Below are 25041 nucleotides of genomic sequence, written 5' to 3' on the forward strand. Positions count from 1 at the left end.
CCATGTCCACGACCCTGACCTCCGGGTCGGGCGTGCGGAACCCGGGGGCGGCCGACCAGGCCGCCCCCCGGATCCGGCGCTCCTCCCCGATGCACCGACGGCGCAGCATCGCCGCGTGGGGCATGGCGGCACCGTTCGTCGTGCTGTTCCTCATCTTCGTGGCGTGGCCGGTCGTCTCGTCGCTCTTCATGAGCGTCACCGACATCAAGAGCCGAGACCTGCAGAACCCGTTCGCGGTCGAGTTCGTCGGGTTCGACAACTTCGCGACCGTGCTCACGGACCCGACGTTCCAGCAGGCCGCGTTCAACACGCTCTACTTCGTGGTCGTCGGCGTCCCGCTGACCATGCTCGTGGCGCTCGCCATCGCGATCGCCCTGAACACCGGCATCACCAAGCTGTCCGGCTTCTTCCGGATCGGCTACTACATGCCGGTCGTCACCTCGATCGTGGCCGTGGCGGTCGTCTGGCGCTTCCTCCTGCGGCCCGAGAACGGCCTGGTCAACGAGGTCCTCGGGTGGGTCGGCATCACCGGCCCCGACTGGCTGGGCAGCACCACGTGGGCGATGCCGTCGCTCATCGCCATGTCCGTGTGGCGGTCGCTCGGCACGCTGGTCGTGATCTTCCTGGCCGGCCTGCAGTCGGTGCCCAAGGCGCTGCACGAGGCGGCGGCGCTCGACGGCGCCACCGCGTGGCAGCGCCTGCGCCGGATCACGATCCCGACCATCCGCCCGACCATGCTGTTCGCCGGGGTGATCACCGGCATCGGGTTCCTGCAGTTCTTCGAGGAGCCGTTCGTGATGACGCAGGGTGGCCCGCTGAACAGCACGCTCTCCGTGGCCTACCTCGTCTACAACACGTTCGGGTTCGGCAACTACGGCGTCGCCACCGCCATGAGCTACGTGCTCTTCGCCGCGGTCGTCCTGCTCACGGTCGTGCAGTTCAAGGTGCTGGGCGAGCGCGACGACGCGGCCGGCCCGAAGCGCCGTTGGTTCCGTCGTTCGGGAGGTGTGTCCGCATGACCGCCATCACCGACAAGGCAGCTGTGGCAGAGCCGTCGACCAAGCCGAGGGGCACCGTGGGCTCGCACATCGGCGAGCCGCAGGCCCGCCCGTGGCTCTACGTCGTGCTCGGCATCGGCCTGGTGCTCGTCGTCACGCCGTTCGTCTGGATGCTGCTCGGCTCGTTCATGACCGAGGGTGAGCTGCGCGCCAACCCGCCCACGTGGTGGCCTGCCAACCCGTCGCTGGACAACTTCCGCGAGCTGTTCGCGCGGCTCGACTTCCCGCAGTTCTTCACCAACTCGATCGTCGTCGCGGTCACCGTGACCCTGGGCAACCTCGTGTTCTGCTCGATGCTCGGGTACGCGTTCGCCAAGATCGACTTCTGGGGGCGCACCTGGCTCTTCCGCCTGGTGCTGGCCACGCTGATGGTCCCCGGGATGGTCACGCTGGTCCCGCTGTTCGTGCTGGTCAGCAACCTGGGCATGGTCAACACCTACTTCGGCCTGATCCTGCCGTTCCTGGCCGGACCGTTCGGGGTGTTCCTCATGCGGCAGTTCATGCAGGGAGTCCCCGACGAGCTCATCGACGCCGCGCGCGTCGACGGCGCAGGCGAGTTCCGGATCTTCGCGCGGGTGGTCATGCCGCTGTGCAAGCCCGCGCTCGCGACGCTCGCGATCCTCACGTTCCTCGGGTCGTGGAACAGCTTCCTGTGGCCGCTGGTGGTGGCCAGCACCGAGGACATGTACACCCTGCCGGTCGCGCTGGGGCTGTACGCCGTCGGGCAGAACTCCACCGACTACGGCCTGCTGCTCGCCGGCGCCATGGTCATCGTCGTCCCGATCCTGATCGTGTTCTTCGCGCTGCAGAAGCACTTCGTCCAGGGCCTGGCCACGACCGGCCTCAAGTCATGATCTCCACGAAGGGCTCGATGATGAGACTCCGACCTCTCGCGGCCGCAGCAGCGGCTGCCGCACTCCTGCTCACCGGTGCCACGACCGCCTCCGCCGGCGGAAGCCACCACGACGACGACCTCGGCCTGACCCGCCACGACCGCGCGGACCTGCACCGGTGGGGTGTCGACACGTGGGCCTCGTTCGTCGCCATGACGGACGAGACCACGGGCCTGCCCGCCGACAACATCGACGCGTCGCTCGACCCCGCGACGCGGTCCGGCTACACCTCGCCGACGAACATCGGTGCGTACCTGTGGTCGACCGTCTCGGCCGAGGAGCTCGGGATCATCGGCAAGCGCGAGGCGCGGCAGCGGCTGAAGCAGACGCTGACGACGATCGCGACGATGGAGCGCCACGAGCCGAGCGGCATGTTCTACAACTGGTACGACGAGGCCACCGGCGCCAAGCTGGTGACGTTCCCGAACGGCGAGACGATCTACCCGTTCCTGTCGAGCGTGGACAACGGGTGGTTCGCGGCCGCGCTCATGGTGGTCGCCACCGCCGAGCCGTCGCTGCGGCGGCAGGCGAACGCGCTCCTGGAGCCGATGGACTTCGCGGCGTTCTACGACGCGAACCAGTTCGGCGGCACCAAGCCCGGACTCATGCGCGGCGGCTTCTGGGCTGCCCCGCCGCCCCAGGAGACCGACCCCGGGACCGTCGCCGGGTCGCCCGTGTTCTTCACCAAGAACCACTACGACATCACCAACTCCGAGCCGCGGATCGCCAGCTACATCGGCATCGCCCGCGGTCAGATCCCGCCCGCGCACTACTTCGCGACCGCCCGCACGTTCCCGGCCAGCTGCGACTGGGCCTGGCTGGAGCAGCGCCCGGTCGGCGTGACCCGCACGTACGAGGGCATCGAGGTGTTCGAGGGAGCCTTCACCTACCGCGGCATGCGCATCGTGCCGACGTGGGGCGGCGACATGTTCGAGGAGCTCATGCCCGACCTGTTCGTGCCGGAGGCTGAGTGGGCCCCGAAGAGCTGGGGCGTCAACCACCCGCTCGCGGTGCGCGCGCACATCGAGCACGGCCTGATCGAGGCCGGCTACGGCTACTGGGGCTTCTCCCCCGCCAGCGACCCGTTCGCCAACTACGACGTCTACGGGGTCGACGCGATCGGCATGAACCCCGAGGGCTACCCGTCCGACGCGGAGAAGACGAACGTCGACGCCGGCTACGAGGGCTGCCGCCCGGCGACCAACCCGACGCCGACCTTCAAGGACGGAGTCGTCACCCCGCACGCGTCCTTCCTCGCGCTGCCCTACGCGCCCCGCGAGGCCGTCGACAACCTCCGCAAGATCGAGACGGTCCTCGGCGCGTATGGCGACGGCGGGTTCTACGACGCGGTCGCGGTGCGCACCAACACGCAGGCGAAGCGCTACCTCTCGCTCGACCAGGGCATGGTCCTGGGCGCGCTGGGCAACGTGCTCGGCGGCGGCATCCTGCACGACTCCTTCGGCACCCGGCAGGTGGAGAAGGTCCTGCGTCCGCTCATCGGCCAGGAGGAGTTCGGCGCGGGGGTCGTCAAGTGACCGACGCGCGCGCGGACTGGGAGGACCGGATCGGTCGGCGCTCCGACACCGCGGCGGCCGGGGCGATCCCCGTCCTGGCCCCGCCGGCCGGCCTGTACGCGGCGCCCGGCGTCGGCCATGTGTCCCTGCACTGGGAGCCGGTGCAGGGTGCGGTCGGCTACCAGGTGATCCGGGACGGGGTCCCGCTGGACCACCACGGCGGCGACGTCCTGGCGGTGCCGCACGGGCCCTACGCGGACACCACCGGCGAACCCGGTGTCCCGCACCGGTACACCGTGGCGACCGTGACCGACGTCGACGTGACGGGCCCCGGGGGCGACGAGGTTCTCGCCGCGTCGCTGCCCGTCGGCGATCCTGCGGTGGTCGAGGTGCTCGTGGACCTCGACACCGTGGTCCGGGAGCTGCCCCGGCCCTGGCGGCCGATGATCGGCTCGGAGCACCTCAGCCTGCTGCTCAGCGAGGAGTCGGTCGGCGGGCAGAGCATCTCCGCCGACCTGACCAGCGCCCTGCGCGCGGCGCACGACGAGCTGGGTGTCGCCACCGTCCGGGCGCACGCGATCCTGTGCGACGACCTGGGCGTCTACCGCGAGGTCGACGGGGAGCCGGTGCACGACTTCACCGGCGTCGACGCCACCTACGACGCGCTGCTCGCCCTCGGCCTGCGGCCCGTCGTCGAGCTGTCGTACATGCCGCGCGACCTGGCGTCGGACCCGGACGTGACGGTGTTCGACTACGCCGCGATCGTGTCCCCGCCGAAGGACTGGGACCGCTGGGGTGCTCTGGTCACGGACCTGGTCGGGCACCTGGTGCAGCGCTACGGGCTGGACGAGGTGCGGGAGAACTGGTCGTTCGAGGTGTGGAACGAACCCAACCTCGAGGTGTTCTGGTCGGGCACGCGCGAGGAGTTCTGGCGCCTGTACGACGTGACGGTGACGGCCGTACGGACGGTCGACGACCGGCTGGTGGTGGGCGGTCCGTCGACGGCGGCCGCGGGCTGGGTGGACGGGCTGCTGGAGCACGTCGCCGGGTCCGGTTCGCCGGTCGACTTCGTCTCGACGCACACCTACGGCAACGCGCCGCTGGACCTGCGGGCGACGCTCGCGCGGCACGGTCGCGAGGACGCCGGGATCTGGTGGACCGAGTGGGGCGTGAGCCCGACGCACTTCGGCAACGCCAACGACGGGGTGTTCTCCGCGGCGTTCCTGGTCCGCGGCATGCGGTCGGCGGCGGGCCGGATCGACGCCCTGTCCTACTGGGTGGTCTCCGACCAGTTCGAGGAGCTCGGACGGCCGCCGCGCCTGCTGCACGGCGGGTTCGGGCTGCGCACGGTCGGGGAGCTGCGCAAGCCTCGCTGGTGGGCACTGTGGTTGCTGGAGCAGCTGGGGTCCGACGAGGTCGCGGCGACCCTCACCGGCGACGGCGCGGGCAGCCTGGTCGAGGCGTGGGCGTCGCGCGACGGCGACGAGCGTGTCGCCGTGGCGCTCTGGAACGGCACGCTCGACCAGGGCAAGGTCGACGGGACCGCCGCGCTGGACCGGACCGTGCACCTGGTGCTCGACGGGCTGCCGCCGGGCTCCTGGACGGTGCGGGAGTCGCGGGTCGACGCGGACCACTCGAACATCGCGGCCCTGTGGTCGTCCATGTCGGAGGGTGCGGACTGGCCGACCGACGACCAGTGGGCGACCCTGCGCGCGGCCGACCGGCTGGCCGTGACCGAGCGCCCCCTGGGCGGCTCCTCGATCGACGTCCACCTGCCCAACCCGGCGATCGTGCTGGTCGAGCTGGTTCGCGTGTGAGCTCGTGGGGGCGCAGTGCCGTCGTCTACCAGGTGTACGTGCGCTCGTTCCTGGACGGTGACGGCGACGGCGTCGGTGACCTGGCGGGTCTGACCGCCGGGCTCGACGCCGTCGCCCGCCTGGGTGTCGACGGCCTCTGGCTCACGCCGGTGTACCGCTCCCCGCAGGCCGACCACGGGTACGACGTGGCGGACCACCGCGACGTCGACCCGCTGTTCGGGGACCTGGCCGCCTTCGATGCCTTCGTGGCGGCAGCGCACGACCGCGGCCTGCGGGTGGTGATGGACCTGGTGCCCAACCACGTGTCCGACCAGCACCCGTGGTTCGTCGCGGCCCAGGCGGGCGGTCCGGAGCGGGCGCTGTTCCACGTCCGGTCGCAGCCGAACGGCTGGCGCTCGATGTTCGGCGGCTCCGCCTGGTCGGCGATGCCCGACGGCGACTGGTACCTGCACCTGTTCGCGCCCGAGCAGCCCGACCTCAACTGGGCGCGCCCGGAAGTGCAGGAGGACTTCCTGGAGACGCTCCGGTTCTGGCTGGCCCGCGGCGTCGACGGCTTCCGCGTGGACGTGGCGGGCGGGCTGGCCAAGGAGCCGTCGTACGCCGAGGTGCGTAGCGGCGCCGACCACCCGCACTGGGACCGGACCGAGGTGCACGAGATCTACCGGTCGTGGCGCGGCGTGCTCGGTCCCGACGTCCTCGCGGTCGCCGAGGCGTGGGGGCCGCCCGAGCGCACCGCTGCGTTCGCCCGGGCCGACGAGCTGGGCCAGGCCTTCGCGTTCGACATCCTGCGCACCGCCTGGTCCGCGGCCGCGCTGCGCCGGACCGTCGACGCGCAGCTGGCCGCCCATCGCGCGGTCGGGGCGCTGCCCGCCTGGGTGGTCGGCAACCACGACATCGCCCGCGCCGCCACGCGCCTCGGACCGGACCGCGCGCTGGCCCTGCACCTGTTCCTGCTGGCGCTGCCGGGCGCCTTCTACCTCTACGCCGGCGACGAGCTGGGCCTGCCCGACGCCGAGGTGCCGCCGGAGCGGTGGCAGGACCCCCAGTCCCTGCGGTCCGGCGGCCGGCTGCCCAACCGCGACGGTGCCCGGGTGCCGCTGCCCTGGACGTCGGGTGACACCTTCGGGTTCACCACGGGCGAGCCCTGGCTGCCGATCCCCGCGGAGTGGGCCGCGTACGCCCGTGACCGGCAGGAGGCCGACCCGTCCTCGACCTGGTCGGTGCTGCGCCGGGCGCTGTCTGCACGGTCGGCGCTGTGGACCACCGAGGACCTGACCTGGGAGGACGCACGGCCGGGCGTGCTCGTCGGCCGACGCGGCGCCGCGCGCGTGGTGCTCAACACCTCCTCCCGACCGTGGCGCCTGCCCGGCGGCGGCCGCGTGGTCGCACGGAGCGGACCGGGCGAGGATCCGACGATCGTCACCCCGTCGGAGTGTGTCTGGCTGACCGACGGGCAGGTACCTTTCCGAGGGTGAGCGGACGGGGGGCAGCGGCGGGCGTGCTGCTCGCGCTCGTGCTCGCGGGCTGCACCCCCAGCCATGCCGGTCCTCAGCCGGCGACCGCCACACCCACGCCGACCCTCTCCCCGAGCCCGACCGCGGCTGCCGATCCCGCCGACCCGGCCGTGGTCCGCGCGACCGGCATCCCCGTCCCCTCCGGCACCGCGACGCTCCTGGTGTCCGCGCCCGCGCTCGAGGTGACGGCCGAGGCCGACGGGTCCGCCCGGGCGACCGCCCACGGCGACGCCCTCGTGGCCGCACCGGCGGGCATGTCGCTGACGGTGCTCTCCGACGGCTCGGGCGTGGTCCGCGACGGCACGGGGACCTTCGTCGCGGGGTTCACCGCCGAACCGTGGGCGGCGCGCCTCACGCAGGTCGGCCCCGAGGTGGCCCGGCTCGTCGGGTCTGCCGACGACTCCGGGTCGGCAGGCATCTGGTTCACGGCGGCCGCTGTGGTCAGCGCGGTGTGGGGCGAGGCCGAGGGCGGGCGCTCGCTCGCGGTCACGCCGAGCGGGTGGGCCCGCACCGGCAGCCTGGCGGCTCAGGAGGGGCTGTGGGCGCAGGTCGTCGCCCAGGCCCCGGAGGCCGACAGCCCCGGGATGCAGGCGCAGCTGGAGTGCCACGAGCTGGGCGCACCGGACAAGGCCACCTGGAACCTGGAGCCGTGGCGCCCGGACGTGAGCGCGATCGAGATGATCCGGTCGCGCTGCAACCCGAGCTGACCTCCCGCCCGGCGCGGGCCGCTGCTACGGTCGCGGCCATGCCCCGGGACCCGACGATCCGCACATCCGGGACGGTCGGCGCGATCGCCGCGGTCGGCTGGCTGCTCAGCGGGGTCCTGCGGGCCCTGCTCGCAGGCTCGTCGTTCGGGTCCGGCTCGCTCGCGGAGCTGCTGGTGCCCGGCACGGGAGGTGCCCTGCTGGGCGCCGGGGCTCCCCTGTCGGTCCTCGCGGGACTGGCGGGCGCGCTCGCGGTCGGCGCCGTCACGGGGCTGCTGACCTACGCCGTCGTCCGTCGGCCTCCCGGACGGGCGGGGGTGCTGCTGGCGTGCTGGTTCGCCGCGGTCCTCGGCTCCGGCCTCGGGCAGCTGGTCAGCGCCGCGATCGCACCGGGGAGCGCGTGGCTGACGGTCGGCAACGACGTGCAGTCCGCGCTCTGGGCCGGCCCGTACTGGGGTGTCGTGTACGGGTGGGCCGTCGGACAGGCCGCGGTCGCGCTGCTGGGGCGCTCCGGCGTGACGCTCGTCCCCGCGGCGGCGGCGCGGGCGCGCAGCGCGGCCCTCGTCGCCGGGGTCGTCGTGGGTCTCGGCTGGGTGGTCACCGGGCTGCTCCAGCGCGGGATCGTCGACGCCCTCGGCAGCGGGAGCCCGGCGGCCCGGATCGTGCCAGTCCTGCTGCCCAACACCGCGACCGACTACCTGGACGGCGGCATGCCGCAGGTGACCGTCGCGTTCGGGCTGGCGGCGCTGGTGGTCGGGTCCGTCGCGGGGGTGGTCACCTGGGTGGCGGCCCGGTCGGCCGACCCCGCAGCCGGTCGGACCGCGTTCGTCCTCGCGGCCTGGCTCGGTGCCGTCCTCGGCGGGTCGCTGGGCCCCGCACTCACCGCGCTCGGGTATGCCGCGCGCGTCGGCGAGGGCGGGCTGTCACCGGCGCTCGTGCTCAACGTCCTGGCGGCCGGCGTCCCGACGAGCGCCCTGTGGGGCGTGCTCTACGGCTGGCTCGGCGTCGTGGCCGCCCTGGTGGTCCTGGGGCGGGCACGACGCCGGGCCAGGCCGGTCGGCACGCAGGCCCGCCAGCCCGCGCACCGCGCCTGAGACTCGCCCGACCCCGGGGTCAGCGGGTGTGCTTCTCCGGGACCGGCGCGTCGCCCGACGCCCGCTGCGTCCGGTAGTAGGCGCGCGCCTCGTCCTGGCGGGCCTGCTCGGCGCCCGACGCGATCGGGGCACGCAGGTGCGCCTGCTCGTAGCCGAACGCGTCCACCAGGGACTGGGCGTGCGGGCGCAGGCGGGCCAGCAGGCGGTCGATGTAGGACGTCACCGTGCGGGCACGCCCGGCGGACAGGCGGCCGTTGAGCAGGTACCAGGTGAGGTTCCGCTCGATGACGGTGAGCCCGAACAGGTCGCGCACCCACGTGAGGATCTGCCGGGTGCCCGGGTCGGTGACCCGCTCGAGCGCGGCGGTGAACGACTCCCACTGGACCAGCTCGGCGTGCGCGCGGGCGGCCTCGACGAGCTCGTGCTGGTGCGCGTTGAACAGCGCCGCGGCGGTCGCCGGGTCGGCCTTCTGCGCGGGGCGCAGGGCCTGGGCGATCTCGGCGACCATCGTCTCGACGCGGTCCACCAGCAGCTCTCGCTGGGTGGCCGTCTCACGCAGCTGGCCGGCCGACCGGCGCGGGTCGCCCACGTCCGCGATCGTCTGCACGGCGCGGTGCAGCGGGGTGCGGTACCGGGCGGCGTCGGACGCGCGCTCGGCCACCATGCGGGCGACCTTGGTGGCGTCCAGGTGCTTGAAGCTCTTCGAGTAGTCGGTGAGCAGGCGCTTGCCGACGAGCTGGAGCAGGACCGTGTTGTCGCCCTCGAACGTCGCGTACACGTCGAGGTCGGCGCGCAGGCTGGTCAGCCGGTTCTCGGCCAGGAACCCGGCCCCGCCGCACGCCTCGCGGGCCACCTGGAGGGTGTTCAGCGCGTGCCAGGTCGACGCCGGCTTGAGCGCGGCGGCCAGGGTCTCCAGGTCCTCGCGCGTCTCCGGGGTGTCGTTGCGTCCCGAGAACACGTCGTCGAACGCGGCGAGCAGGTCCTCGTGCGCGAACCCGGCGGCGTACGTCTCCGCGAGCAGCGGGAGGAGGCGGCGCTGGTGCTCCGCGTAGTCGAGGATCACGACCTCCTCGGTGGGCGACGCGGCGCTGAACTGGCGGCGCTGGTTGCCGTAGGTGATCGCGATGGTCAGGCCCAGGCGCGCTCCGGTGACCGCGGCACCGTCGAGCGAGACGCGGCCCTGCACCAGGGTGCCGAGCATGGTGAAGAACCGGCGGCCAGGGCTCGCGATGGGCGAGGAGTAGGTGCCGTCCTGCGCCACGTCGCCGTACCGGTTGAGCAGGTTGGTGCGCGGGATGCGGACGTGGTCGAACCAGAGCCGACCGTTGTCGATGCCGTTCAGGCCACCCTTGAGCCCGTCGTCCTCGCCGCCGACGCCGGGCAGGAACTCCATCGTGGCCGGGTCGCGCAGCGGGACGTAGAACGCGTGCACGCCGTGGTCGACACCCGCCGTGACCAGCCGCGCGAACACGGTCGCGGCCGTGCCGTGCAGGGCGGCGTTGCCCAGGTAGTCCTTCCACGCCGCGCGGAACGGCGTGTGGATGACGAACTCCTGCGTCGCCGGGTCGTACGTCGCGGTGGTGCCGATGGCGGCGACGTCCGAGCCGTGGCCGGTCTCCGTCATCGCGAAGGCGCCCGGGACCGCGAGCGAGAGGGAGTCGGCCAGGAACTCGTCGTGGTTGCGCTCGGTACCCAGGTGGTAGATCGCGGAGGCGAAGAGCCCCCACTGCACGCCCGACTTGATCTGCAGCGACGGGTCGGCGTGCGTCAGCTCCTCGAACCGCGCCAGGAAGCCGCCGTGGTCCTCGGCGCCACCGAAGCGCTCCGGGAAGGAGCGGTGCACGTCCCCCTCGGCGACGAGCAGGCGCAGCTGGCCGATGACGCGCTCGCGGTGCTCGGCCAGCGACAAGCCCTCGATCCGGTGGAACCGCTCGTCGGCCATGAGGTTGCGAGCGGCGAGGCGCAGCTCGGGGTAGTGGCCCAGCAGCACCTTGCTCAGGTGCGCGATGTCGACGTTGCGGACGTCCGCGTCGAGCCGCGGGTCGCCGGCGCCGGGTGCGTCGACCGTGGGGCGCGGGGTGGTCGTGGTCATCGGGACTCCTCCGGGGCGTGCGTGTGGTCGGGGGACGTGCGGTTGCGGTCACGGGCGAGCAGCCCGACGGGTCCGGCCCAGAGCCAGGCGGCGACCTGGGCGGTGATCTCCTCGCGGTCCGGGCTGGCGGGCTCGTCACGGTGGGCCAGCCACCACTCGCCGGAGCCGCGGACGAAGCCGACGGCGCCGGCTGCCCAGGACTCGGCCAGCGCGACGCGGGCGGCGAGTGCGGTGTCGTCTGCTTCCGAGGCCTCGGGCCTCCGAGCCGTCCGGCGGCCCTCGTGCTCCTCGGTGAGCCCGCGCGCGAACGGGGCGGCGACCAGCGCGGTCACCGAGTCGAGGAAGTGGCCGAGCGGCCCGCCGGACTCGACGGACCCGTTGCGCGTGACGAACGCGTAGACGTTGGGCGACGACTCGATCATCTCGAGGTACACGGCGACCATGGCGCGCAGGCCGTCCCGGGGGGTCGGCGCGATCCGCAGGACGCCTTCGAGGGCGCCCTGGATCTGGAGCACGACGGCCTCGGCCACGGCGATCTGCAGTCCGGTCTTGTCGGCGAAGTACCGGTAGACGATCGACTTCGAGGTGCCCGCCGCGGCGGCGATCTCCTCCATCGAGACGTCCGGACCCTTGTGGTGGACGGTCCGTCGGGCGATGCGGACGAGCTCCGCGCGGCGCGCCTCGCGGTGGTCGGCCCAGCGGGTCGAGCGACCGTCGGCCGCGAAGGCATCCTCGGGAGGCTTGCGCGCGTTGGGGGGCGTCGGCAAGGCCGGTCGCGCACGACCGGCCTCGGACTTCAGCAGCGTGAGGGCCGTCGTCTTCGACGGGCCCGGTGTGACAGGGCTCACGAGACCGAAGGTATCAGGTACTGTGGGTTTCGGACACCACGTCATCATCCTCGAGCGCCCCGCGCTCGGTCCCCCGCTCAGCGACGAAGCGAGAGGAACGCGCCTCATGGCCCGCCCCACCCCCACCCAGGCCGTCACACCGAGCGTCCGCAAGGCGTACGTGCTCGGCGGCAACCGGATCCCGTTCGCCCGCGCCGGCGGACCGTACGTCCGCGCCAGCAACCAGGACATGCTCACCGCCGCGATCGATGGGCTGGTCGCTCGGTACGGCCTCCAGGGCGAGCGCATCGGCGAGGTCGCCGCGGGTGCCGTGCTCAAGCACAGCAAGGACTTCAACCTCACCCGCGAGGCCGTCCTCGGGTCGGCGCTCTCGGCCGAGACCCCCGCGTACGACGTCCAGCAGGCCTGTGCCACCGGCCTGGAGACCGTCGTCTCGCTGAGCAACAAGATCCGGCTCGGCCAGCTCGAGTCGGCCATCGCGGGCGGCGTGGACTCCACGTCGGACGCACCGATCGCGGTGAGCAACCGGCTGCGCCGCGCGCTGCTCGACCTGTCGCGCGCGCGCTCCGTCGGGCAGAAGCTCGCGGCCGTCGCGAAGATCCGCCCGAAGGACCTCGCGCCGTCGGCGCCGAACACCGGCGAGCCGCGCACGCACCTGTCCATGGGCGAGCACCAGGCGCTGACCACCGCGCAGTGGGGCATCACGCAGGAGGCGCAGGACGAGGTCGCCCTCGCCAGCCACCAGAAGCTCGCCGCGGCCTACGACTCCGGGTTCTTCGACGACCTGGTCACCCCGTTCCGCGGCCTGACGCGCGACGCCAACCTGCGCGCCGACTCCTCCCTGGAGAAGCTGGCGAAGCTCAAGCCCGCGTTCGGGCTCGGCCTGGACACGCCCGCGACCATGACGGCCGGCAACTCGACACCCCTGTCCGACGGCGCCTCGACGGTGCTGCTCGGCTCGCAGGAGTGGGCCGACGCGCACGACCTGGTCCCGCTCGCCTCGCTGGTCGACGCCGAGGCCGGTGCCGTCGACTTCGTGCACGGTGACGACGGCCTGCTCATGGCCCCCGCGTTCGCGGTCCCGCGACTGCTCGCCCGCAACGGGCTGACCCTGGCCGACCTCGACTACATCGAGATCCACGAGGCGTTCGCGGCGACCGTGCTGACGACGCTGGCCGCGTGGGAGTCCGAGGAGTTCGGGCGTACCCGCCTGGGGCTCGAGGGCGCGTTCGGGTCCGTCGACCGCACCAAGCTCAACGTGCACGGGTCGTCGCTGGCCGCGGGGCACCCGTTCGCCGCGACCGGTGGGCGCATCATCGCGACGATCAGCAAGGAGCTGCACCGGCGGAAGGCGGAGTCCGGCTCCGACAAGCCCGTACGAGCGCTCGTGTCCGTGTGCGCAGCCGGCGGGCTGGGCCTCACCGCGATCCTCGAGGCGGCCTGACCATGACCGACACCTACCTGAACCTGGTCAACAGCGGCTTCACCAAGAAGGTCGCCAAGCAGCTCGGCCTCCCGCAGCCCGCGCCGCTCACGCGGTACGCCCTCGGCCAGCCGCTGGTCGACGGGGCCGTCCTGGTGCTCGGGCGCGGCGCCGAGTCCGACGCGATCTCCGGCGTCCTCTCGTCCGACTGGGACCTCGACGTGCACCGGCACGCGACGCCCGGCACGCGGTACGCCGCAGTCGTCCTCGCCCTCACGGAGCTGACCCACCCCGACCAGCTGTCAGAGCCGGTGCTCGAGATCGGCGCGGTGCTGAAGTCGCTGCCCCGCGGCGGCCGGGTCGTCACGGTCTCGCGTGCTGCGGTCGCGGACGACGCCCCCGCGGTCGCCGCGGCCCGACAGGGCGTGGACGGGCTGCTGCGGTCGCTGGCCAAGGAGCTGCGCGGCGGCGCCACCGGCAACGGTGTCGTGCTCGCCAACGACGTGCCGGTCACCGCGCCGTCGGTCGTCGGCGCCCTGCGCTTCTTCCTCTCGACGAAGTCGGCGTTCGTCGACGGACAGCTGCTCGCCGTCGACTCGGCCGCCGGTGCGCAGCCCGACGACTGGGCTGCGCCGTTGGCCGGCCGGGTCGCCGTGGTCACCGGCGCCGCGCGTGGCATCGGCGCCTCGATCGCCGACACCCTCGCGCGCGACGGCGCCACCGTGATCGCGGTCGACGTCCCCGCTGCCGGCGAGCAGCTGGTGGCCGTCGCCAACCGGGTGCGCGGGACTGCTCTCCAGCTCGACGTCACCGCCGAGGACGCCGGCGCGCGCATCCTGGAGCACGCGCTCCAGCGGCACGGCCGGCTCGACATCGTCGTGCACAACGCGGGCATCACGCGCGACAAGCTGCTGGCCAACATGACGCCGGAGAAGTGGGACTCGGTCCTGGCCGTGAACATCGCGTCGCAGCTGCGGATCAACGAGGCCCTGCTGACGTCCGGTGACTTCACCGACGACCCGCGCATCGTGTCGCTGGCCTCCACGTCGGGCATCGCCGGCAACCGCGGCCAGACCAACTACGCGGCGTCCAAGGGCGGCGTCATCGGCATGGTCCGGGCCACCGCGCCGCTGCTCGAGGCGTTCGGCGGCACCGCCAACGCGGTCGCCCCCGGGTTCATCGAGACCGAGATGACCGCGCGCATCCCGGCGGTCACGCGGCAGGTGGCCCGTCGGCTCAACTCGCTGCAGCAGGGCGGTCAGCCGGTGGACGTCGCCGAGACCGTGGCGTTCCTGGCCTCCCCCGCCGCGGGCGGGATCGTCGGACGCGTGCTGCGGGTGTGCGGCCAGAACATGGTGGGCCAGTGACGACGACCGTCGTCCTGCCGTCCGTCCCGGCGCTGGGCGGGCTGTTCGCCCGCGGCGCGGGGCTGTCGTTGCAGCGTCGCGTCCGATCCGGCCCGACGACGCTGCCGGACGTCGAGTACGTCGTCCGCGGGGTGCGTGCCGACGCGTCGCATCTCACGGCGTACCAGCACCTGCTCGGCGAGTCCGCGAGCGACCGGCTGCCCGCGGGGTTCGTGCACGTGCTGGCGTTCCCCGTGGCGACCGCGCTCATGGTCCGGTCCGACTTCCCCCTGGCGCTCGTCGGCCTGGTGCACGTGGCCAACCGGGTGACCCAGCTGCGGCCGGTCCTGCTCTCCGACGTGCTCGACGTGCGGGCGTCCGCAGCCGACCTGCGCCCGCACCGGTCCGGCACGCAGGTGGACCTGGTCACCGAGGTGTCGGTCGACGGCACGCTCGCGTGGCGCGGCGTGTCCACCTACCTGGCGCGGGGGGTGTTCCTCGCGGGGTCGGTCGACGAGACCTCGGACCCCTTCGTCCCACCCACCCCGACCGGCCGCTGGAAGCTCGCCGGCGACACCGGCCGCCGGTACGCCGCCGTCTCGGGCGACCGCAACCCGATCCACCTGACCGCGCTCACGGCGAAGGCGTTCGGGTTCCCCCGCGCCATCGCGCACGGCATGTACACCGCCTCGCGGGCGCTCGCCGACGTCGGCGCCGCCCGGGGGGACGCGTTCGACTGGTCCGTCGAGTTCGTCAAGCCGGTGCTGCTGCCCGGGACGGTCACCGTGCGCATCGCCCACGACGGCGACGCCTTCGCGTTCGCCGGCTGGGACGCCCGCTCCGGCAAGCCGCACCTGACGGGCTCGGTCACCCCGCTGTCCTGACGGGCCGGGTCGTCGTCGACCCGGCCCGCCAGGGGCTTCGTCAGAGGTCGGCCGGCCGCAGGACGAACGTGATCGCGTGCGCGATCTGCACGTTCCCCGCGTTCAGGTCGAGCACGCCGCGGATCAGGAACGGGTTGAGGTCGTTGCGGTCCTGGTCCCGCAGCTGCACCACTCCCCAGCGCTTCGAGAGCACGTCGACGGTGAATGTGCCGCCCTGCGCGGTGGCGAGGACCGCGTTGTCGCTGGCCAGCGCGGTGCCCGAGTCGATCGTCGCGCCCGCGACCACGTGGTAGAGCAGAACCTGCTCGATCGCGTCGATGCCGACCGCACCCGCGAGCGCGGTGAGCACCTTCTCCTCGGTGCCGTACCAGCGGTGGGTCAGATCCTTGGCCAGCAGCTGGAACGCGCGGTCGGTGGGGACGAACGCGGTGAGCGGGACCGTGCCGTCGGCAAGGACGGCGACCGGGCTGGCCGGCTTGGCGGCGAGCACCGCACCGACGGCCTGGTCGAGGATGTCGAAGTCGTACCAGTTCCGGTCGAAGGTGTCCCCGTCCGAGGCGAGCAGGGCGGCCAGGCTCGACGTCCCGGTGGGCGCGGCGCTCGCGGCGGGCGCCAGGGCGACCCCGGCTCCGGCGACCAGCCCGGCGGCGACGAAGGTGGAGAGCGTGCGACGGATCCTCATGGTGGCTCCTACGGACGACGGTCGCGGCCGACGCCGGAGCGCCGCGCCGCGCGAGCACCCGGAGGGCGCCCTGTGTCCTCTTCGTCCGTTCCCCCGCGCCCGGATGCATCCCCCGTCTCGTGGGGGCCAGGAGCGTGACTTCGGCAGTAGCAGTCGACTTCGGCAGCTGGAACTACCGAACTCGACGCGAACTGCCGAAGTCGGTGCTGGGTCGCCCGCGTGGACAGCGCGGTCAGTCGTCCAGGGCCGGTCCGCAGGCGGCTGCGGCCGTCGCCGCCAGGTGATCCAGGCCGTGCACCGCGAGCAGCGGGCGGGTGTCGTCGACCACCGCCCAGCAGCCGTCGACCACCTCGTACCGGACCGCCGGGCCGGTGGCCAGGTACTCGGTCAGCGCCGTGATCAGCCGGTCGACCGCCTCGCTGGTGGTGCCGACGCCGACCGACGCGCGGATGGCGCCGTTCGAGGCGCCGAGGTGGGCCAGCAGCGGGTGCGCGCAGAAGCGGCCGTCGCGGACCCCGATCCCGTGCTCGGCGGCCAGGTACGCGGCGACCAGGCCCGGGTCGTGGTCCGGCACGGTGAACGTGAGGACGCCGACCGGAGGGGCGGAGTCCGGCCAGATGCGCGCGATCTCCACACCCTCGATGGCCGACAGCCCCTGGACCAGACGCTCGCGCAGCACCTCCTCGTGCGCGGCCAGGGCACCCCCCGGCAGGGCCGCGAGCTGGTCGCACGCCTCCGCGAGCGCGATCGCGCCGAGCACGTTGGGCGATCCCGCCTCGTGGCGCGCCGGAGCCGGCTGCCAGACCGTCCGGTCCGCCCGCACGTCGCGCACCGCACCTCCCCCTGCGAGGTACGGAGTGCCCGTGTCGAGCCAGTCGCGGCGGCCGACCAGGGCACCCGCACCGAACGGCGCGTAGGTCTTGTGGCCGGAGAACGCGACGTAGTCGGCGTCGGTCGCGGCCAGCGAGAAGCCGCGGTGCGGCACCAGCTGGGCGCCGTCGACTGCCACCCGGGCGCCCTCGGCGTGGGCGAGCGCGACCACCTGGTCGATCGGCAGCGCCTCCCCCGTCACGTTGGACGCGCCCGTGATCGTGACCAGCGCGTACGGCTGGCGGGCGAGCTCGTCGCGCAGGGCGTCGAGGGTCCCGGCCACGGTCGACGCGATCGGCAGGATGGTGGTCCGGTTGCCGTGCCGCTCGGAGGACTGCACCCAGGGCAGCAGGTTGGCGTGGTGCTCGACGTCCAGCACCAGCACGCGGCCCCCCGCGGGGACGACCCCGGCCAGCAGGTTGAGCGAGTCGGTCGTGTTGCGCGTGATGATCGCGACGTCGTCGGGACGGGCGTCGACGAACCGCGCGATGGCCTGGCGCGCGGACTCGTACAGCGCGGTGGACACCTGGGACAGGTACCCGGCGCCGCGGTGCACAGACGCGTACAGGGGCAGCACCTCGGTGACGCGGGCCGCGACGGCCTCGAGCGCCGGCGCGCTGGCCGCGTAGTCGAGGTTGGCGTAGACGCGGTGCGTGCCGTCCACGAGCGGGACGGTGGTGGTGCCGCCGACCACGGGGAGCAGGGCGCTCACCTCGGTCGCACACGAGAGGCGCTCGGCGGTGACAGTCATGGTGGGTCCTCCGACACGTTCCGGGGGAACACCCGTCGAGAAGGTGGAACCCCGCGCTTGCCGAACCCCGGACGGGGCGCGGCCAGGTCGTCACCCGGGGCACCCCACCGCGGAGGAGGGTTGCCGGCCAGCGAGCCGGGGCTTGACGCTGGCGCTCATGACCTGCAACGAGGGTCCCGGCACCTCCCTGCGGCTGTCAACGCGCGGCGGAGTTCGTCTCGCCTGACGGGACGCCTTGTCCACCACTTGGAAGGAGTGTCCCGCCGCGCGTAGCATCACGGCCACCATCCAGAGCGGCTGAGAGATCTGGCTCGACGACGCCGCAGCAACCCGCGGGCACTCTGTGCCCGGCCGAGGGTGCTACCGCCAGGACCGATGAGACGAGGACCTCGATGAGCTACGCCGGTGACCTGACCCCCCAGCAGGCCTGGGACCTGCTGACGTCCGACGAGAGCGCCGTGCTCGTCGACGTCCGCACCGACGCCGAGTGGCGCTACGTGGGCATCCCCGACTCCGCCGCGATCGACGGGCGCTCCGCCCTGGTCGAGTGGGTGTCGTATCCGACGGGACGGCCGAACCCGCAGTTCCTCAAGCAGCTGGCCGACGCCGGCGTCGCGGCGGGACGGCCGGTCGTGTTCCTGTGCCGCTCGGGTGTGCGCTCGGTGGCCGCCGCGCAGGCCGCCACCGCCGCGGGCCTCGGTCCGGCGTACAACGTGCTGGAGGGGTTCGAGGGCGACGTCGGTCCCGACGGCCACCGCGGCCACTCCGGCTGGCGCGCTGCGGGGCTGCCCTGGCGGCAGGCGTGAGCGACCGGCGCGTCCCCGGCCCGGCCGACTGGGACGACCGCCGCGCACCGCGCACCGACCTGCGCCCCGACACCCTCGCCGTGCGCGGCGGGCTGGTGCGGTCGCAGTTCAACGAGACGTCCGAGGCGCTGTTCCTGACGCAGGGCTACGTGTACGCGGCCGCCGCGGAGGCCGAGGCCGCGTTCGCCGGCGAGGCCGACCGGTTCCTGTACTCCCGCTACGGCAACCCGACGGTGTCCACGTTCGAGGAGCGCCTGCGCCTGCTGGAGGGCGCCGAGGCCGCGTTCGCCACCGCGTCGGGCATGTCGGCGGTGTTCACGTCGATCGCCGCGATCGTGCAGTCGGGGTCCCGCATCGTCTCCGCGCGCGCGCTGTTCGGGTCCACCGTCGTGATCTTCGAGGAGATCCTGGCCAAGTGGGGCGTGCGCACCGACTACGTCGACGGCCACGAGCTGGCGCAGTGGGAGCAGGCGCTCTCGACGCCGGCGGACGTGGTGTTCTTCGAGACGCCGTCCAACCCGATGCAGGACCTGGTCGACATCGCGGCGGTCAGCCGGCTCGCGCACGCGGCGGGCGCCACGGTGATCGTCGACAACGTGTTCGCCACCCCCGTGCTGTCGCGGCCGCTGGAGCTGGGCGCGGACGTGATCGTGTACTCCGCGACCAAGCACATCGACGGCCAGGGCCGCGTGCTCGGCGGCGCGATCCTGGGCACCGACGAGTACATCCACGGTCCGGTGCAGACCCTCATCCGGAACACCGGGCCGTCGCTGTCGGCGTTCAACGCGTGGGTGCTGCTCAAGGGGCTGGAGACGTTGTCGCTGCGCGTCCGGCACCAGACCGCGTCCGCCCTGGGCGTGGCCACGTGGCTCGAGCAGCAGCCCGGCGTCTCGCTGGTCCGCTACCCGTACCTGCCCTCGCACCCGCAGCACGAGCTCGCCCTCGCGCAGCAGTCGGGCGGCGGGACCGTCGTGACGTTCAACCTCGCGGTGCCCGAGGGGTCGACGCCCGACGTCGCCAAGAAGGTCACCTTCGGCGTGCTCGACGCGCTGCGGATCGTGGACATCTCCAACAACCTCGGCGACGCCAAGTCGATGGTCACGCACCCGGCGACGACCACGCACCGCAAGCTCGGGCCCGAGGGGCGTGCCGCGGTCGGGATCGCCGAGTCGACGATCCGGCTCTCCGTGGGGCTCGAGGACCCGGCCGACCTGATCGACGACCTCACGCAGGCGCTGGGCACGCTCGACGCCTGAGGCTGCGCCACGCTCGGCACGGTGATCATCGCGCTGCTGGTCAACCTGGTCGCGTCGATGTGATGCTCGGTCGATGACCCAGTCCGAGTCCGACTACGAGGCGATCGCCGACGACCTGGTGGCCCGCGGCGCCACGCGCGCGCAGATGATGGGCCGCCCGATCCTCAAGGTCGGGTCGACCATGTTCGCGGCGCACATCGGCGGCGACCGGATCGCGGTGAAGCTCGGGCGGGACAGCGCGGATCACGCGGAAGCACTGGCCCTGCCCGGTGCGGCGGTGTGGTCCCCCGGCGACAGCGGGCGGCTGTTCTACGACTGGGTGGCGCTGCCGGCCTCGGCGGAGGACGACTGGATGCGGTTCGCCGAGGTCGCCCGCGTGCGCGCTCAGACGTCCTTGGCCATCCAGAGCGACAGGAAGTCGCCGTCGTACGGGAAGAAGGGGACGACCGGGCGGTAGCCCGCGGACAGGTAGAGCGTGACCGCCTCAGGCTGCCGGATGCCCGTCTGGAGCACGACGCTGGTCAGCCCGAGAGCGCGGGCGTCGTCCTCGATGGCGGTGAGCAGCGCGCGCGCGGCGCCGGCCCCGCGAGCGTCGTCGTCGACCCAGACCTTCTTGAGCTCCCCCGAGCCGGCCGGGTAGCCGTCCCGGGCAGCCCGCAGGGTGGCGCAGCCGACGGGGCGACCGTCGAGCCAGGCGATCACCGTGGACAGCGCGCCGACGCCCTGCTGCGGGTCGTCGACCTCGAAGCCGCCCGGCACGCTCGCGGGGATCTCCGGGTAGCGGACCTCGATGTCCCGCCACATGGCGAGCCGCAGCGCGGTGGCCACGGGGTCGGTCCAGTCGGCGTGGGTGAGCGTGACCGTGGGGCGCTCGCCCGTGCGCGGCTCCCGCGGCGGGGTCGGGCCGAGGTCCTTGGCGAAGCAGCGCGACTCGGACTCCTCCGCGTACTCGCCGAAGTTCGGGATCGAGCGGTAGCCCTCGCTCAGGTACAGCCCGATCGCCGACGCCTGGAGCACCCCGGTCTCCAGGACGAGCCGGTGGACGCCCCGGTCCTGCGCGACGGCCTCGAGCTCGCGGAGCACCGCCCGCGAGAGCCCACGGCCGCGGTGCTCCGGGACGACGAACATGCGCTTCAGCTCGCCGACCCCGTCACCGCGCGCGCTGATCGCGCCACAGGCGACCGCCTCGCCGTCGACACGGACCAGGAGCATCGCGACGATGCTCTCGCCGGTCATCTCGTGGCCGATGTCCTCCTCGCCGTACAGGGCGAGCAGCTCGGCCTGCTGGGCAGTGCGCAGCCGGAGCGCGTCGGGGTCGTCCCAGTCGACGAGCGTCGTCTCCAACGCGCTCAGCCGACGAGGGCGGTGAGGACCGACGTGAAGAACCGCAGCCCGTCCGTGCCCGTGCGGGGGCCCTTCGCGCCGTCGGGTCCGAAGCCCGGCTCGACCGCGTGCTCGGGGTGCGGCATGAGGCCGACGACGTTGCCCGCCGCGTTCGAGATGCCCGCGATGCCGCGGCGCGACCCGTTCGGGTTCCAGCCCTCGTAGCGGAACACCACGCGGCCCTCACCCTCGAGCTCGTCGAGCACGTGATCGTCGGCGACGTACTGGCCGTCCTGGTTCTTCAGCGGGATCGTGATGTGCTCGCCCGCGGTGTAGTCGCGGGTCCAGGCGGTGTCCACGTTCTCCACCGAGAGCACCTGCTCGCGGCACACGAAGTGCAGGTGGTCGTTCTTGATCATCGAGCCGGGCAGCAGGTGGGCCTCGGTGAGCACCTGGAACCCGTTGCAGATGCCCAGCACCGGCAGGCCCTTGTTCGCGGCGTCGATGATCTCGCCCATGACCGGCGCGAACCGGCTGATGGCACCGGCGCGCAGGTAGTCGCCGTAGGAGAAGCCGCCGGGCAGGACGACCGCGTCGACCCCGTGCAGGTCGGCGTCGCCGTGCCACAGGCTCACGGGCTCGCCACCGGCGAGGCGGACCGCGCGGGCGGCGTCGCGGTCGTCGAGGGTGCCGGGGAAGGTGACGACGCCGATCCTCGTCATGCCTGGGTGTCCTCGTAGACCGCGACCACGTCCTCGATGACCGGGTTGGACAGCACGTGCTCGCCGGCCTCGCGGGCCGCCGCGAGGATCTCCTCGGTCACCGGCCCGTCGACCTCGAGCTCGAACCGCTTGCCCTGACGCACGGACGCGAACTGACCGAACCCGAGCCGCGGCAGGGCGCCGGCGACGGCCTTGCCCTGCGGGTCGAGGATCTCGGGCTTCGGCATGACATCGACGACGACTCGTCCCACGAAAGGGCTCCAGGTGTTCGCGCGGCGGTGGGGGGTCGCGGCGATTCTAGCGAGTGCGCGGACGCGTCCCGCGCGGGTGCTCAGTCTGTGGCCAGGAGCGCCGGGACGAGACCCTCCTCGACGGCGTCGACCCGCGGGAGACGGCCCGTGGACACGATGCTCCACACGTCCACGAAGGCCAGGTCGTCAGGCCCGGTCCGCGCGACGCGCCAGGCGACCACCAGCGCCGGGAGGGCGAGCAGTACCGCCACGGCCACCGCGACGGAGAAGAACAGGTCCACTCGGCCGGTCCCCTCGATCCACGCGATGCCGACGGCGCCGGCGGTCAGGACGAGGACGATCGCCCGGTGCCGCGGGGTCGGCGCGACCAGCCGCCGCGAGTGCTGCACGGGGCGCAGCGGGACGAGCCGACGCAGCGTCGCCCGGGCGTGGAGCCCGGCCAGACCGCCCAGGGCGACGGCCGAGACGAGTGCGACGGTCAGCGGCACCGGGACGCCGTCGCGGCCCGCACTGACCGTCGCGACGCACGAGTGGCCGCACGAGGCGGCGCCGAGCGCGGTGGGCGCTGCGAGGCACGCCGCCAGCGCGGCGAGCGCTGCGGTCGCGAGCCCCACGATCAGCAGCCCGGTGGTGCCGCGGGCCGTCAGCCGGTCCCGCAGGACCCAGCCGAACAGCAACGTCTCGCTCGTCAGCTCCTCGCCCGCCTCGGGCACCAGGTGCTTGCGACCGCGCGCGCGCCTCACGCGGGAGCCCCGCAGGAGGAATCCCAGGGACATCGCGAAGACCGCCGACAGGCTGCCGCCGGAGAGAGTGTGCGGACGGTCACCGATGGCGAGCGGGAGGAGCACCGAGACGACGGCCACCACCACGGCCACGTTGAGCAGCACCCGGAGCGGGCTCCCCTCGCCCTCGATGTCGTCGCTCACCCACCCGCGGTACGGGGCCGGGACGCGCCGGTCGATCAGCCGGTACGCCAGCACGTGCCGCAGCGGAGGGCGCGTGCGCAGCCGCGTCGCCCACCCCGCGCGGACCAGGCCGACGACGGTCCCGGCGCTCAGGCGGGTCGCGTCGGGCCCCGCGAGGTCCGCGAGCAGCGCGGTGACCTCGGCGGCCCGCTCGCGGCGCCAGCGACGCGGGTACGCACGCAGCCAGCGGTGGACGGACCGCTCGAAGCGGGGATCGACGGTCACCGGGCCTCCAGGCCGAACGCGGGGACGAGTTCGGAGTCGGGGCGGTCGACCGCGACCGGGCGGCCGGTCCAGGCGACGCGCCACAGGTCGACGAACGCGGCGTCGGGCGTCGCCCGGGCCCGGCTCCTGACGACGACGGCCGACGGGAGGAGCAGCAGGCACAGCGGCCCGGCGACGGCCGACACCGCGAAGACCCACGCCCCCGTCGCCTCCGCCAGCGCCGCCGCGACGACGAGCACGACCCACAGTGCGACACCCACGCGGGCCTGCGGTCGGAGCCCGAGGAGGTGACGGGCGGGCTGCGCCGGCCGGATGGGCAGCCGACGGTCGAGGCGGCGTGCGACGACCATGGCAGCCAGGAGCACCCCGACGACCGTGGCGACGGCCAGGAGCGCGGCGACGCCGGGAGCGAAGTCCCGCGCCGCGACCGTCGAGCCGACCTCGAAGCACGGACCGGAGGCGGGGAGGTCGCACGGCAGGCTGTCCAGCACCAGGCGGGCGGGCGCGACGAGCGCCGCAGCCGACCAGACCACCGCACCGACCGCGAGCAGGAGCACCAGCACACTGGATCCGGCCTGGGCGGCGATGCGGGCTCGCGACGTCTGCACCCAGACGAATGCGCCCACCGTGCGCGGCTCGCCCCAGCCGGGGCGCGCGTGGTGCTGCAGCCTCCGGCGCACGGACGCGTCCGGGCGGACGCAGAGCAGGGTGGCGGCGGTGGCGACGATCATCGCCGCCCACATCACGAGAGTCCCTGGGCGGAGGTCGTTGAGCGCGGCGTAGACGGGGAGCAGGAACAGCCACGCCCGGCCGAGCAGGCTGCGGCGCAGGTGCCCCGGCGAGGAGATGTCCCGGACCACCCAGCCTCGGTACCGCTCCGGGAGCCGGAGGTCGAACATCCGGTACGGCAGGTACACCCAGAGGGGCGGGGTCTGGCGCCAGCGCGTCGCGAGGCCGCCGCGCAGCAGCCCGAGGGCGGTCCGGGCGTCGAGCCGTCGGGCGTCGTCGTCGACCAGGTCGACCAGGACGGCGGTGACCTCGGTGGCACGCTCCGCACGCCAGCTCGTTGGGTAGGCCCGCAGCCAGAACGCCGCGGACCGTTCCAGGTCGCGCATCAGGCGGTCCCGAGGGCGGGGCGCGGTCGGGCCGCCAGGACGCGCCGGGCGAGGGACGCGAGGTCGGTCAGCCGGGCGGTCTCCGCCGCGAGCGTGGCGTAGCCGTCGGGGGTCAGCCGGTAGTAGCGGCGCAGCCGGCCGTCGACGACGACCTCGCCCGACGCTTCCGCGTACCCCGCCTCGACCAGGCGGTCGAGGATGCCGTAGAGCGTTCCCGCGCCCAGCCGGACCCTGTCGTCCGAGAGCACCTTGACCGCCTGCACGATGCCGTACCCGTGGCGCGGCTCCTCGGCGAGCGCGAGCAGGACGAAGTACGCCTGCTCGCTCATCCGGAACACCATGGCGGATATATATCGCGCGACGACCTATCGCCACAAGGGATCGCTCGCGATCCGGGACGCCGGGGCGGTGTATCCACAGGTCAGCCGCGGATGTCCGCCGGTCGTCGTACACTTGTTCGAATGGGACATCCGGCGAAGGAGGTGATTGCGGTGAGGGTGGTTCTCGAGAGCTGCGCGGTCGACGACCTCGCCGTGAGCGCGCCGGCTCACGGCCATCGCTTCAAGCATGCCGCGCTGCCCACGAGGTCGGAGTTCTCGTCCTCTCCGGCTGGCTCACCCACTTTGCCTCCGCCGCCCGCCTCGCCGCCGTCGCCCAGCGCGTCCTCGTCGCCCACCTTGCCTCCGTCGCCCACTTCGCCTCCCTCGCGCACCTCGCCTCCGTCGCGCACCTCGCCCACCTCGCCCACCTCGCCCACCTCGCCCACCTCGCCCACCTCGCCCACCTCGCCCACCTCGCCCGCGATGGTCTGGTCCGACTCGGGTCGCGGTGCTCGTCCCGGGGCGTCGCCGGTGGTCCCGTCGGGTGAGCGCGTGGTGGACCTGGCCG

24 protein-coding genes and 2 riboswitches are annotated in these 25041 nt (G+C 73.5%); of the genes, 13 read left to right on the forward strand and 11 right to left on the reverse strand.

Annotated elements, in window-relative coordinates:
- Window positions 1–2: 2 nt before the first annotated feature.
- Genes HP550_RS03730 through HP550_RS03760 form a run of 7 tightly spaced genes read left to right on the forward strand, consistent with a single transcriptional unit; the run spans window position 3 to window position 8594 of the window.
- Window positions 3–1019 carry a carbohydrate ABC transporter permease gene (locus HP550_RS03730; protein ID WP_175346250.1) on the forward strand — a complete coding sequence of 339 codons (1017 nt, stop codon included), beginning with the start codon at window positions 3–5 and terminating at the stop codon, window positions 1017–1019.
- Window positions 1016–1912: a carbohydrate ABC transporter permease gene (locus HP550_RS03735; RefSeq protein WP_175346251.1), complete on the forward strand. Its 897-nt coding sequence runs from the start codon at window positions 1016–1018 to the stop codon at window positions 1910–1912. The genes HP550_RS03730 and HP550_RS03735 overlap by 4 nt, the downstream gene beginning before the upstream one ends.
- Window positions 1913–1929: 17 nt before the next feature.
- Entirely contained in the window at window positions 1930–3486 is a 1557-nt protein-coding gene (locus HP550_RS03740; protein WP_175346252.1) for a glucoamylase family protein, read from the forward strand.
- A complete protein-coding gene (locus HP550_RS03745; protein ID WP_175346253.1) occupies window positions 3483–5282 on the forward strand; it encodes a GH39 family glycosyl hydrolase in 1800 nt (599 codons plus the stop codon). Before HP550_RS03740 ends, HP550_RS03745 begins: the two co-directional genes overlap by 4 nt.
- On the forward strand, window positions 5279–6757 hold the full coding sequence (locus tag HP550_RS03750) for an alpha-amylase family glycosyl hydrolase (RefSeq protein WP_175346254.1): 1479 nt from the start codon (window positions 5279–5281) through the stop codon (window positions 6755–6757). Before HP550_RS03745 ends, HP550_RS03750 begins: the two co-directional genes overlap by 4 nt.
- The gene (locus HP550_RS22900; RefSeq protein ID WP_175346255.1) at window positions 6754–7503 is read left to right on the forward strand and encodes a DUF2599 domain-containing protein; all 750 of its coding nucleotides are present in this window, start codon (window positions 6754–6756) and stop codon (window positions 7501–7503) included. Before HP550_RS03750 ends, HP550_RS22900 begins: the two co-directional genes overlap by 4 nt.
- Before the next feature lie 38 nt (window positions 7504–7541).
- Entirely contained in the window at window positions 7542–8594 is a 1053-nt protein-coding gene (locus HP550_RS03760) for a hypothetical protein (protein ID WP_175346256.1), read from the forward strand.
- 19 nt (window positions 8595–8613) lie between these two features.
- Here HP550_RS03760 and HP550_RS03765 read toward each other — a convergent pair whose 3' ends face one another.
- Both HP550_RS03765 and HP550_RS03770 read right to left on the reverse strand, forming a co-directional pair.
- Window positions 8614–10686, reverse strand: coding sequence for an acyl-CoA dehydrogenase family protein (locus HP550_RS03765; RefSeq protein WP_175346257.1), 2073 nt, complete (start codon window positions 10684–10686; stop codon window positions 8614–8616).
- Window positions 10683–11534: a TetR/AcrR family transcriptional regulator gene (locus HP550_RS03770; RefSeq protein WP_343047964.1), complete on the reverse strand. Its 852-nt coding sequence runs from the start codon at window positions 11532–11534 to the stop codon at window positions 10683–10685. The genes HP550_RS03765 and HP550_RS03770 overlap by 4 nt, the downstream gene beginning before the upstream one ends.
- Window positions 11535–11640: 106 nt before the next feature.
- Here HP550_RS03770 and HP550_RS03775 point away from each other — a divergent pair, with 106 nt between their 5' ends.
- Genes HP550_RS03775 through HP550_RS03785 form a run of 3 tightly spaced genes read left to right on the forward strand, consistent with a single transcriptional unit; the run spans window position 11641 to window position 15187 of the window.
- Window positions 11641–12978, forward strand: coding sequence for an acetyl-CoA C-acetyltransferase (locus HP550_RS03775; RefSeq protein WP_175346259.1), 1338 nt, complete (start codon window positions 11641–11643; stop codon window positions 12976–12978).
- Window positions 12979–12980: 2 nt separating this feature from the next.
- On the forward strand, window positions 12981–14324 hold the full coding sequence (locus HP550_RS03780) for a 3-oxoacyl-ACP reductase (protein WP_175346260.1): 1344 nt from the start codon (window positions 12981–12983) through the stop codon (window positions 14322–14324).
- Window positions 14321–15187 (forward strand): MaoC/PaaZ C-terminal domain-containing protein, encoded by an 867-nt coding sequence (locus tag HP550_RS03785; protein ID WP_175346261.1) that lies wholly within the window; start codon window positions 14321–14323, stop codon window positions 15185–15187. The genes HP550_RS03780 and HP550_RS03785 overlap by 4 nt, the downstream gene beginning before the upstream one ends.
- A gap of 40 nt (window positions 15188–15227) precedes the next feature.
- On the opposite strand, the gene HP550_RS03790 is transcribed toward HP550_RS03785, so the two are convergent.
- Both HP550_RS03790 and HP550_RS03795 read right to left on the reverse strand, forming a co-directional pair.
- Window positions 15228–15869: a fasciclin domain-containing protein gene (locus HP550_RS03790; protein ID WP_175346262.1), complete on the reverse strand. Its 642-nt coding sequence runs from the start codon at window positions 15867–15869 to the stop codon at window positions 15228–15230.
- A 232-nt stretch (window positions 15870–16101) separates the two neighbouring features.
- On the reverse strand, window positions 16102–17490 hold the full coding sequence (locus HP550_RS03795) for an aminotransferase class V-fold PLP-dependent enzyme (RefSeq protein WP_175346263.1): 1389 nt from the start codon (window positions 17488–17490) through the stop codon (window positions 16102–16104).
- Between the two features lie 48 nt (window positions 17491–17538).
- Window positions 17539–17653: riboswitch (SAM riboswitch) on the reverse strand.
- Between the two features lie 118 nt (window positions 17654–17771).
- A riboswitch (SAM riboswitch) is annotated at window positions 17772–17887 on the forward strand.
- Here HP550_RS03795 and HP550_RS03800 point away from each other — a divergent pair.
- The 3 genes from HP550_RS03800 (at window position 17883) to HP550_RS03810 (ending at window position 20009) form a co-directional block, all read left to right on the forward strand.
- The gene (locus HP550_RS03800; protein ID WP_175346264.1) at window positions 17883–18296 is read left to right on the forward strand and encodes a rhodanese-like domain-containing protein; all 414 of its coding nucleotides are present in this window, start codon (window positions 17883–17885) and stop codon (window positions 18294–18296) included. Its footprint overlaps the riboswitch before it by 5 nt.
- Window positions 18293–19552: an O-succinylhomoserine sulfhydrylase gene (locus HP550_RS03805; protein ID WP_343047965.1), complete on the forward strand. Its 1260-nt coding sequence runs from the start codon at window positions 18293–18295 to the stop codon at window positions 19550–19552. The genes HP550_RS03800 and HP550_RS03805 overlap by 4 nt, the downstream gene beginning before the upstream one ends.
- Before the next feature lie 73 nt (window positions 19553–19625).
- The gene (locus HP550_RS03810; protein WP_175346265.1) at window positions 19626–20009 is read left to right on the forward strand and encodes a hypothetical protein; all 384 of its coding nucleotides are present in this window, start codon (window positions 19626–19628) and stop codon (window positions 20007–20009) included.
- On the opposite strand, the gene HP550_RS03815 is transcribed toward HP550_RS03810, so the two are convergent.
- From HP550_RS03815 to HP550_RS03845, 7 genes are all read right to left on the reverse strand, one after another.
- The gene (locus tag HP550_RS03815) at window positions 19937–20896 is read right to left on the reverse strand and encodes a GNAT family N-acetyltransferase (protein ID WP_210767619.1); all 960 of its coding nucleotides are present in this window, start codon (window positions 20894–20896) and stop codon (window positions 19937–19939) included. The genes HP550_RS03810 and HP550_RS03815 overlap by 73 nt on opposite strands.
- A gap of 5 nt (window positions 20897–20901) precedes the next feature.
- Window positions 20902–21597 carry a phosphoribosylformylglycinamidine synthase subunit PurQ gene (gene purQ, locus HP550_RS03820; protein ID WP_175346266.1) on the reverse strand — a complete coding sequence of 232 codons (696 nt, stop codon included), beginning with the start codon at window positions 21595–21597 and terminating at the stop codon, window positions 20902–20904.
- A complete protein-coding gene (gene purS / locus HP550_RS03825; protein WP_056593189.1) occupies window positions 21594–21848 on the reverse strand; it encodes a phosphoribosylformylglycinamidine synthase subunit PurS in 255 nt (84 codons plus the stop codon). The genes purQ and purS overlap by 4 nt, the downstream gene beginning before the upstream one ends.
- An 80-nt stretch (window positions 21849–21928) precedes the next feature.
- Window positions 21929–23038, reverse strand: coding sequence for a hypothetical protein (locus HP550_RS03830; protein ID WP_175346267.1), 1110 nt, complete (start codon window positions 23036–23038; stop codon window positions 21929–21931).
- The gene (locus HP550_RS03835; protein ID WP_175346268.1) at window positions 23035–24153 is read right to left on the reverse strand and encodes a hypothetical protein; all 1119 of its coding nucleotides are present in this window, start codon (window positions 24151–24153) and stop codon (window positions 23035–23037) included. Before HP550_RS03835 ends, HP550_RS03830 begins: the two co-directional genes overlap by 4 nt.
- A complete protein-coding gene (locus HP550_RS03840) occupies window positions 24153–24482 on the reverse strand; it encodes a PadR family transcriptional regulator (RefSeq protein ID WP_175346269.1) in 330 nt (109 codons plus the stop codon). The genes HP550_RS03835 and HP550_RS03840 overlap by 1 nt, the downstream gene beginning before the upstream one ends.
- 218 nt (window positions 24483–24700) lie before the next feature.
- On the reverse strand, window positions 24701–25041 hold a 341-nt coding region (locus tag HP550_RS03845; protein ID WP_210767622.1), incomplete at its 5' end, for a hypothetical protein.

This window comes from Cellulomonas humilata (assembly GCF_013359775.1).
Taxonomy (GTDB): domain Bacteria; phylum Actinomycetota; class Actinomycetes; order Actinomycetales; family Cellulomonadaceae; genus Cellulomonas; species Cellulomonas humilata.

Bases quoted from the DNA above. Each gene is read 5' to 3' on its own strand.
- HP550_RS03735 (WP_175346251.1), top strand. From the start codon at position 1,016: ATGACCGCCATCACCGACAAGGCAGCTGTGGCAGAGCCGTCGACCAAG.
- HP550_RS03810 (WP_175346265.1), top strand. From the start codon at position 19,626: ATGACCCAGTCCGAGTCCGACTACGAGGCGATCGCCGACGACCTGGTG.
- purQ (WP_175346266.1), bottom strand. From the start codon at position 21,597: ATGACGAGGATCGGCGTCGTCACCTTCCCCGGCACCCTCGACGACCGC.
- HP550_RS03775 (WP_175346259.1), top strand. From the start codon at position 11,641: ATGGCCCGCCCCACCCCCACCCAGGCCGTCACACCGAGCGTCCGCAAG.
- HP550_RS03780 (WP_175346260.1), top strand. From the start codon at position 12,981: ATGACCGACACCTACCTGAACCTGGTCAACAGCGGCTTCACCAAGAAG.
- HP550_RS03730 (WP_175346250.1), top strand. From the start codon at position 3: ATGTCCACGACCCTGACCTCCGGGTCGGGCGTGCGGAACCCGGGGGCG.
- HP550_RS03795 (WP_175346263.1), bottom strand. From the start codon at position 17,490: ATGACTGTCACCGCCGAGCGCCTCTCGTGTGCGACCGAGGTGAGCGCC.
- HP550_RS03835 (WP_175346268.1), bottom strand. From the start codon at position 24,153: ATGCGCGACCTGGAACGGTCCGCGGCGTTCTGGCTGCGGGCCTACCCA.
- HP550_RS03840 (WP_175346269.1), bottom strand. From the start codon at position 24,482: ATGAGCGAGCAGGCGTACTTCGTCCTGCTCGCGCTCGCCGAGGAGCCG.
- HP550_RS03760 (WP_175346256.1), top strand. From the start codon at position 7,542: ATGCCCCGGGACCCGACGATCCGCACATCCGGGACGGTCGGCGCGATC.
- HP550_RS03790 (WP_175346262.1), bottom strand. From the start codon at position 15,869: ATGAGGATCCGTCGCACGCTCTCCACCTTCGTCGCCGCCGGGCTGGTC.
- HP550_RS03740 (WP_175346252.1), top strand. From the start codon at position 1,930: ATGATGAGACTCCGACCTCTCGCGGCCGCAGCAGCGGCTGCCGCACTC.
- HP550_RS03765 (WP_175346257.1), bottom strand. From the start codon at position 10,686: ATGACCACGACCACCCCGCGCCCCACGGTCGACGCACCCGGCGCCGGC.
- HP550_RS03800 (WP_175346264.1), top strand. From the start codon at position 17,883: ATGAGCTACGCCGGTGACCTGACCCCCCAGCAGGCCTGGGACCTGCTG.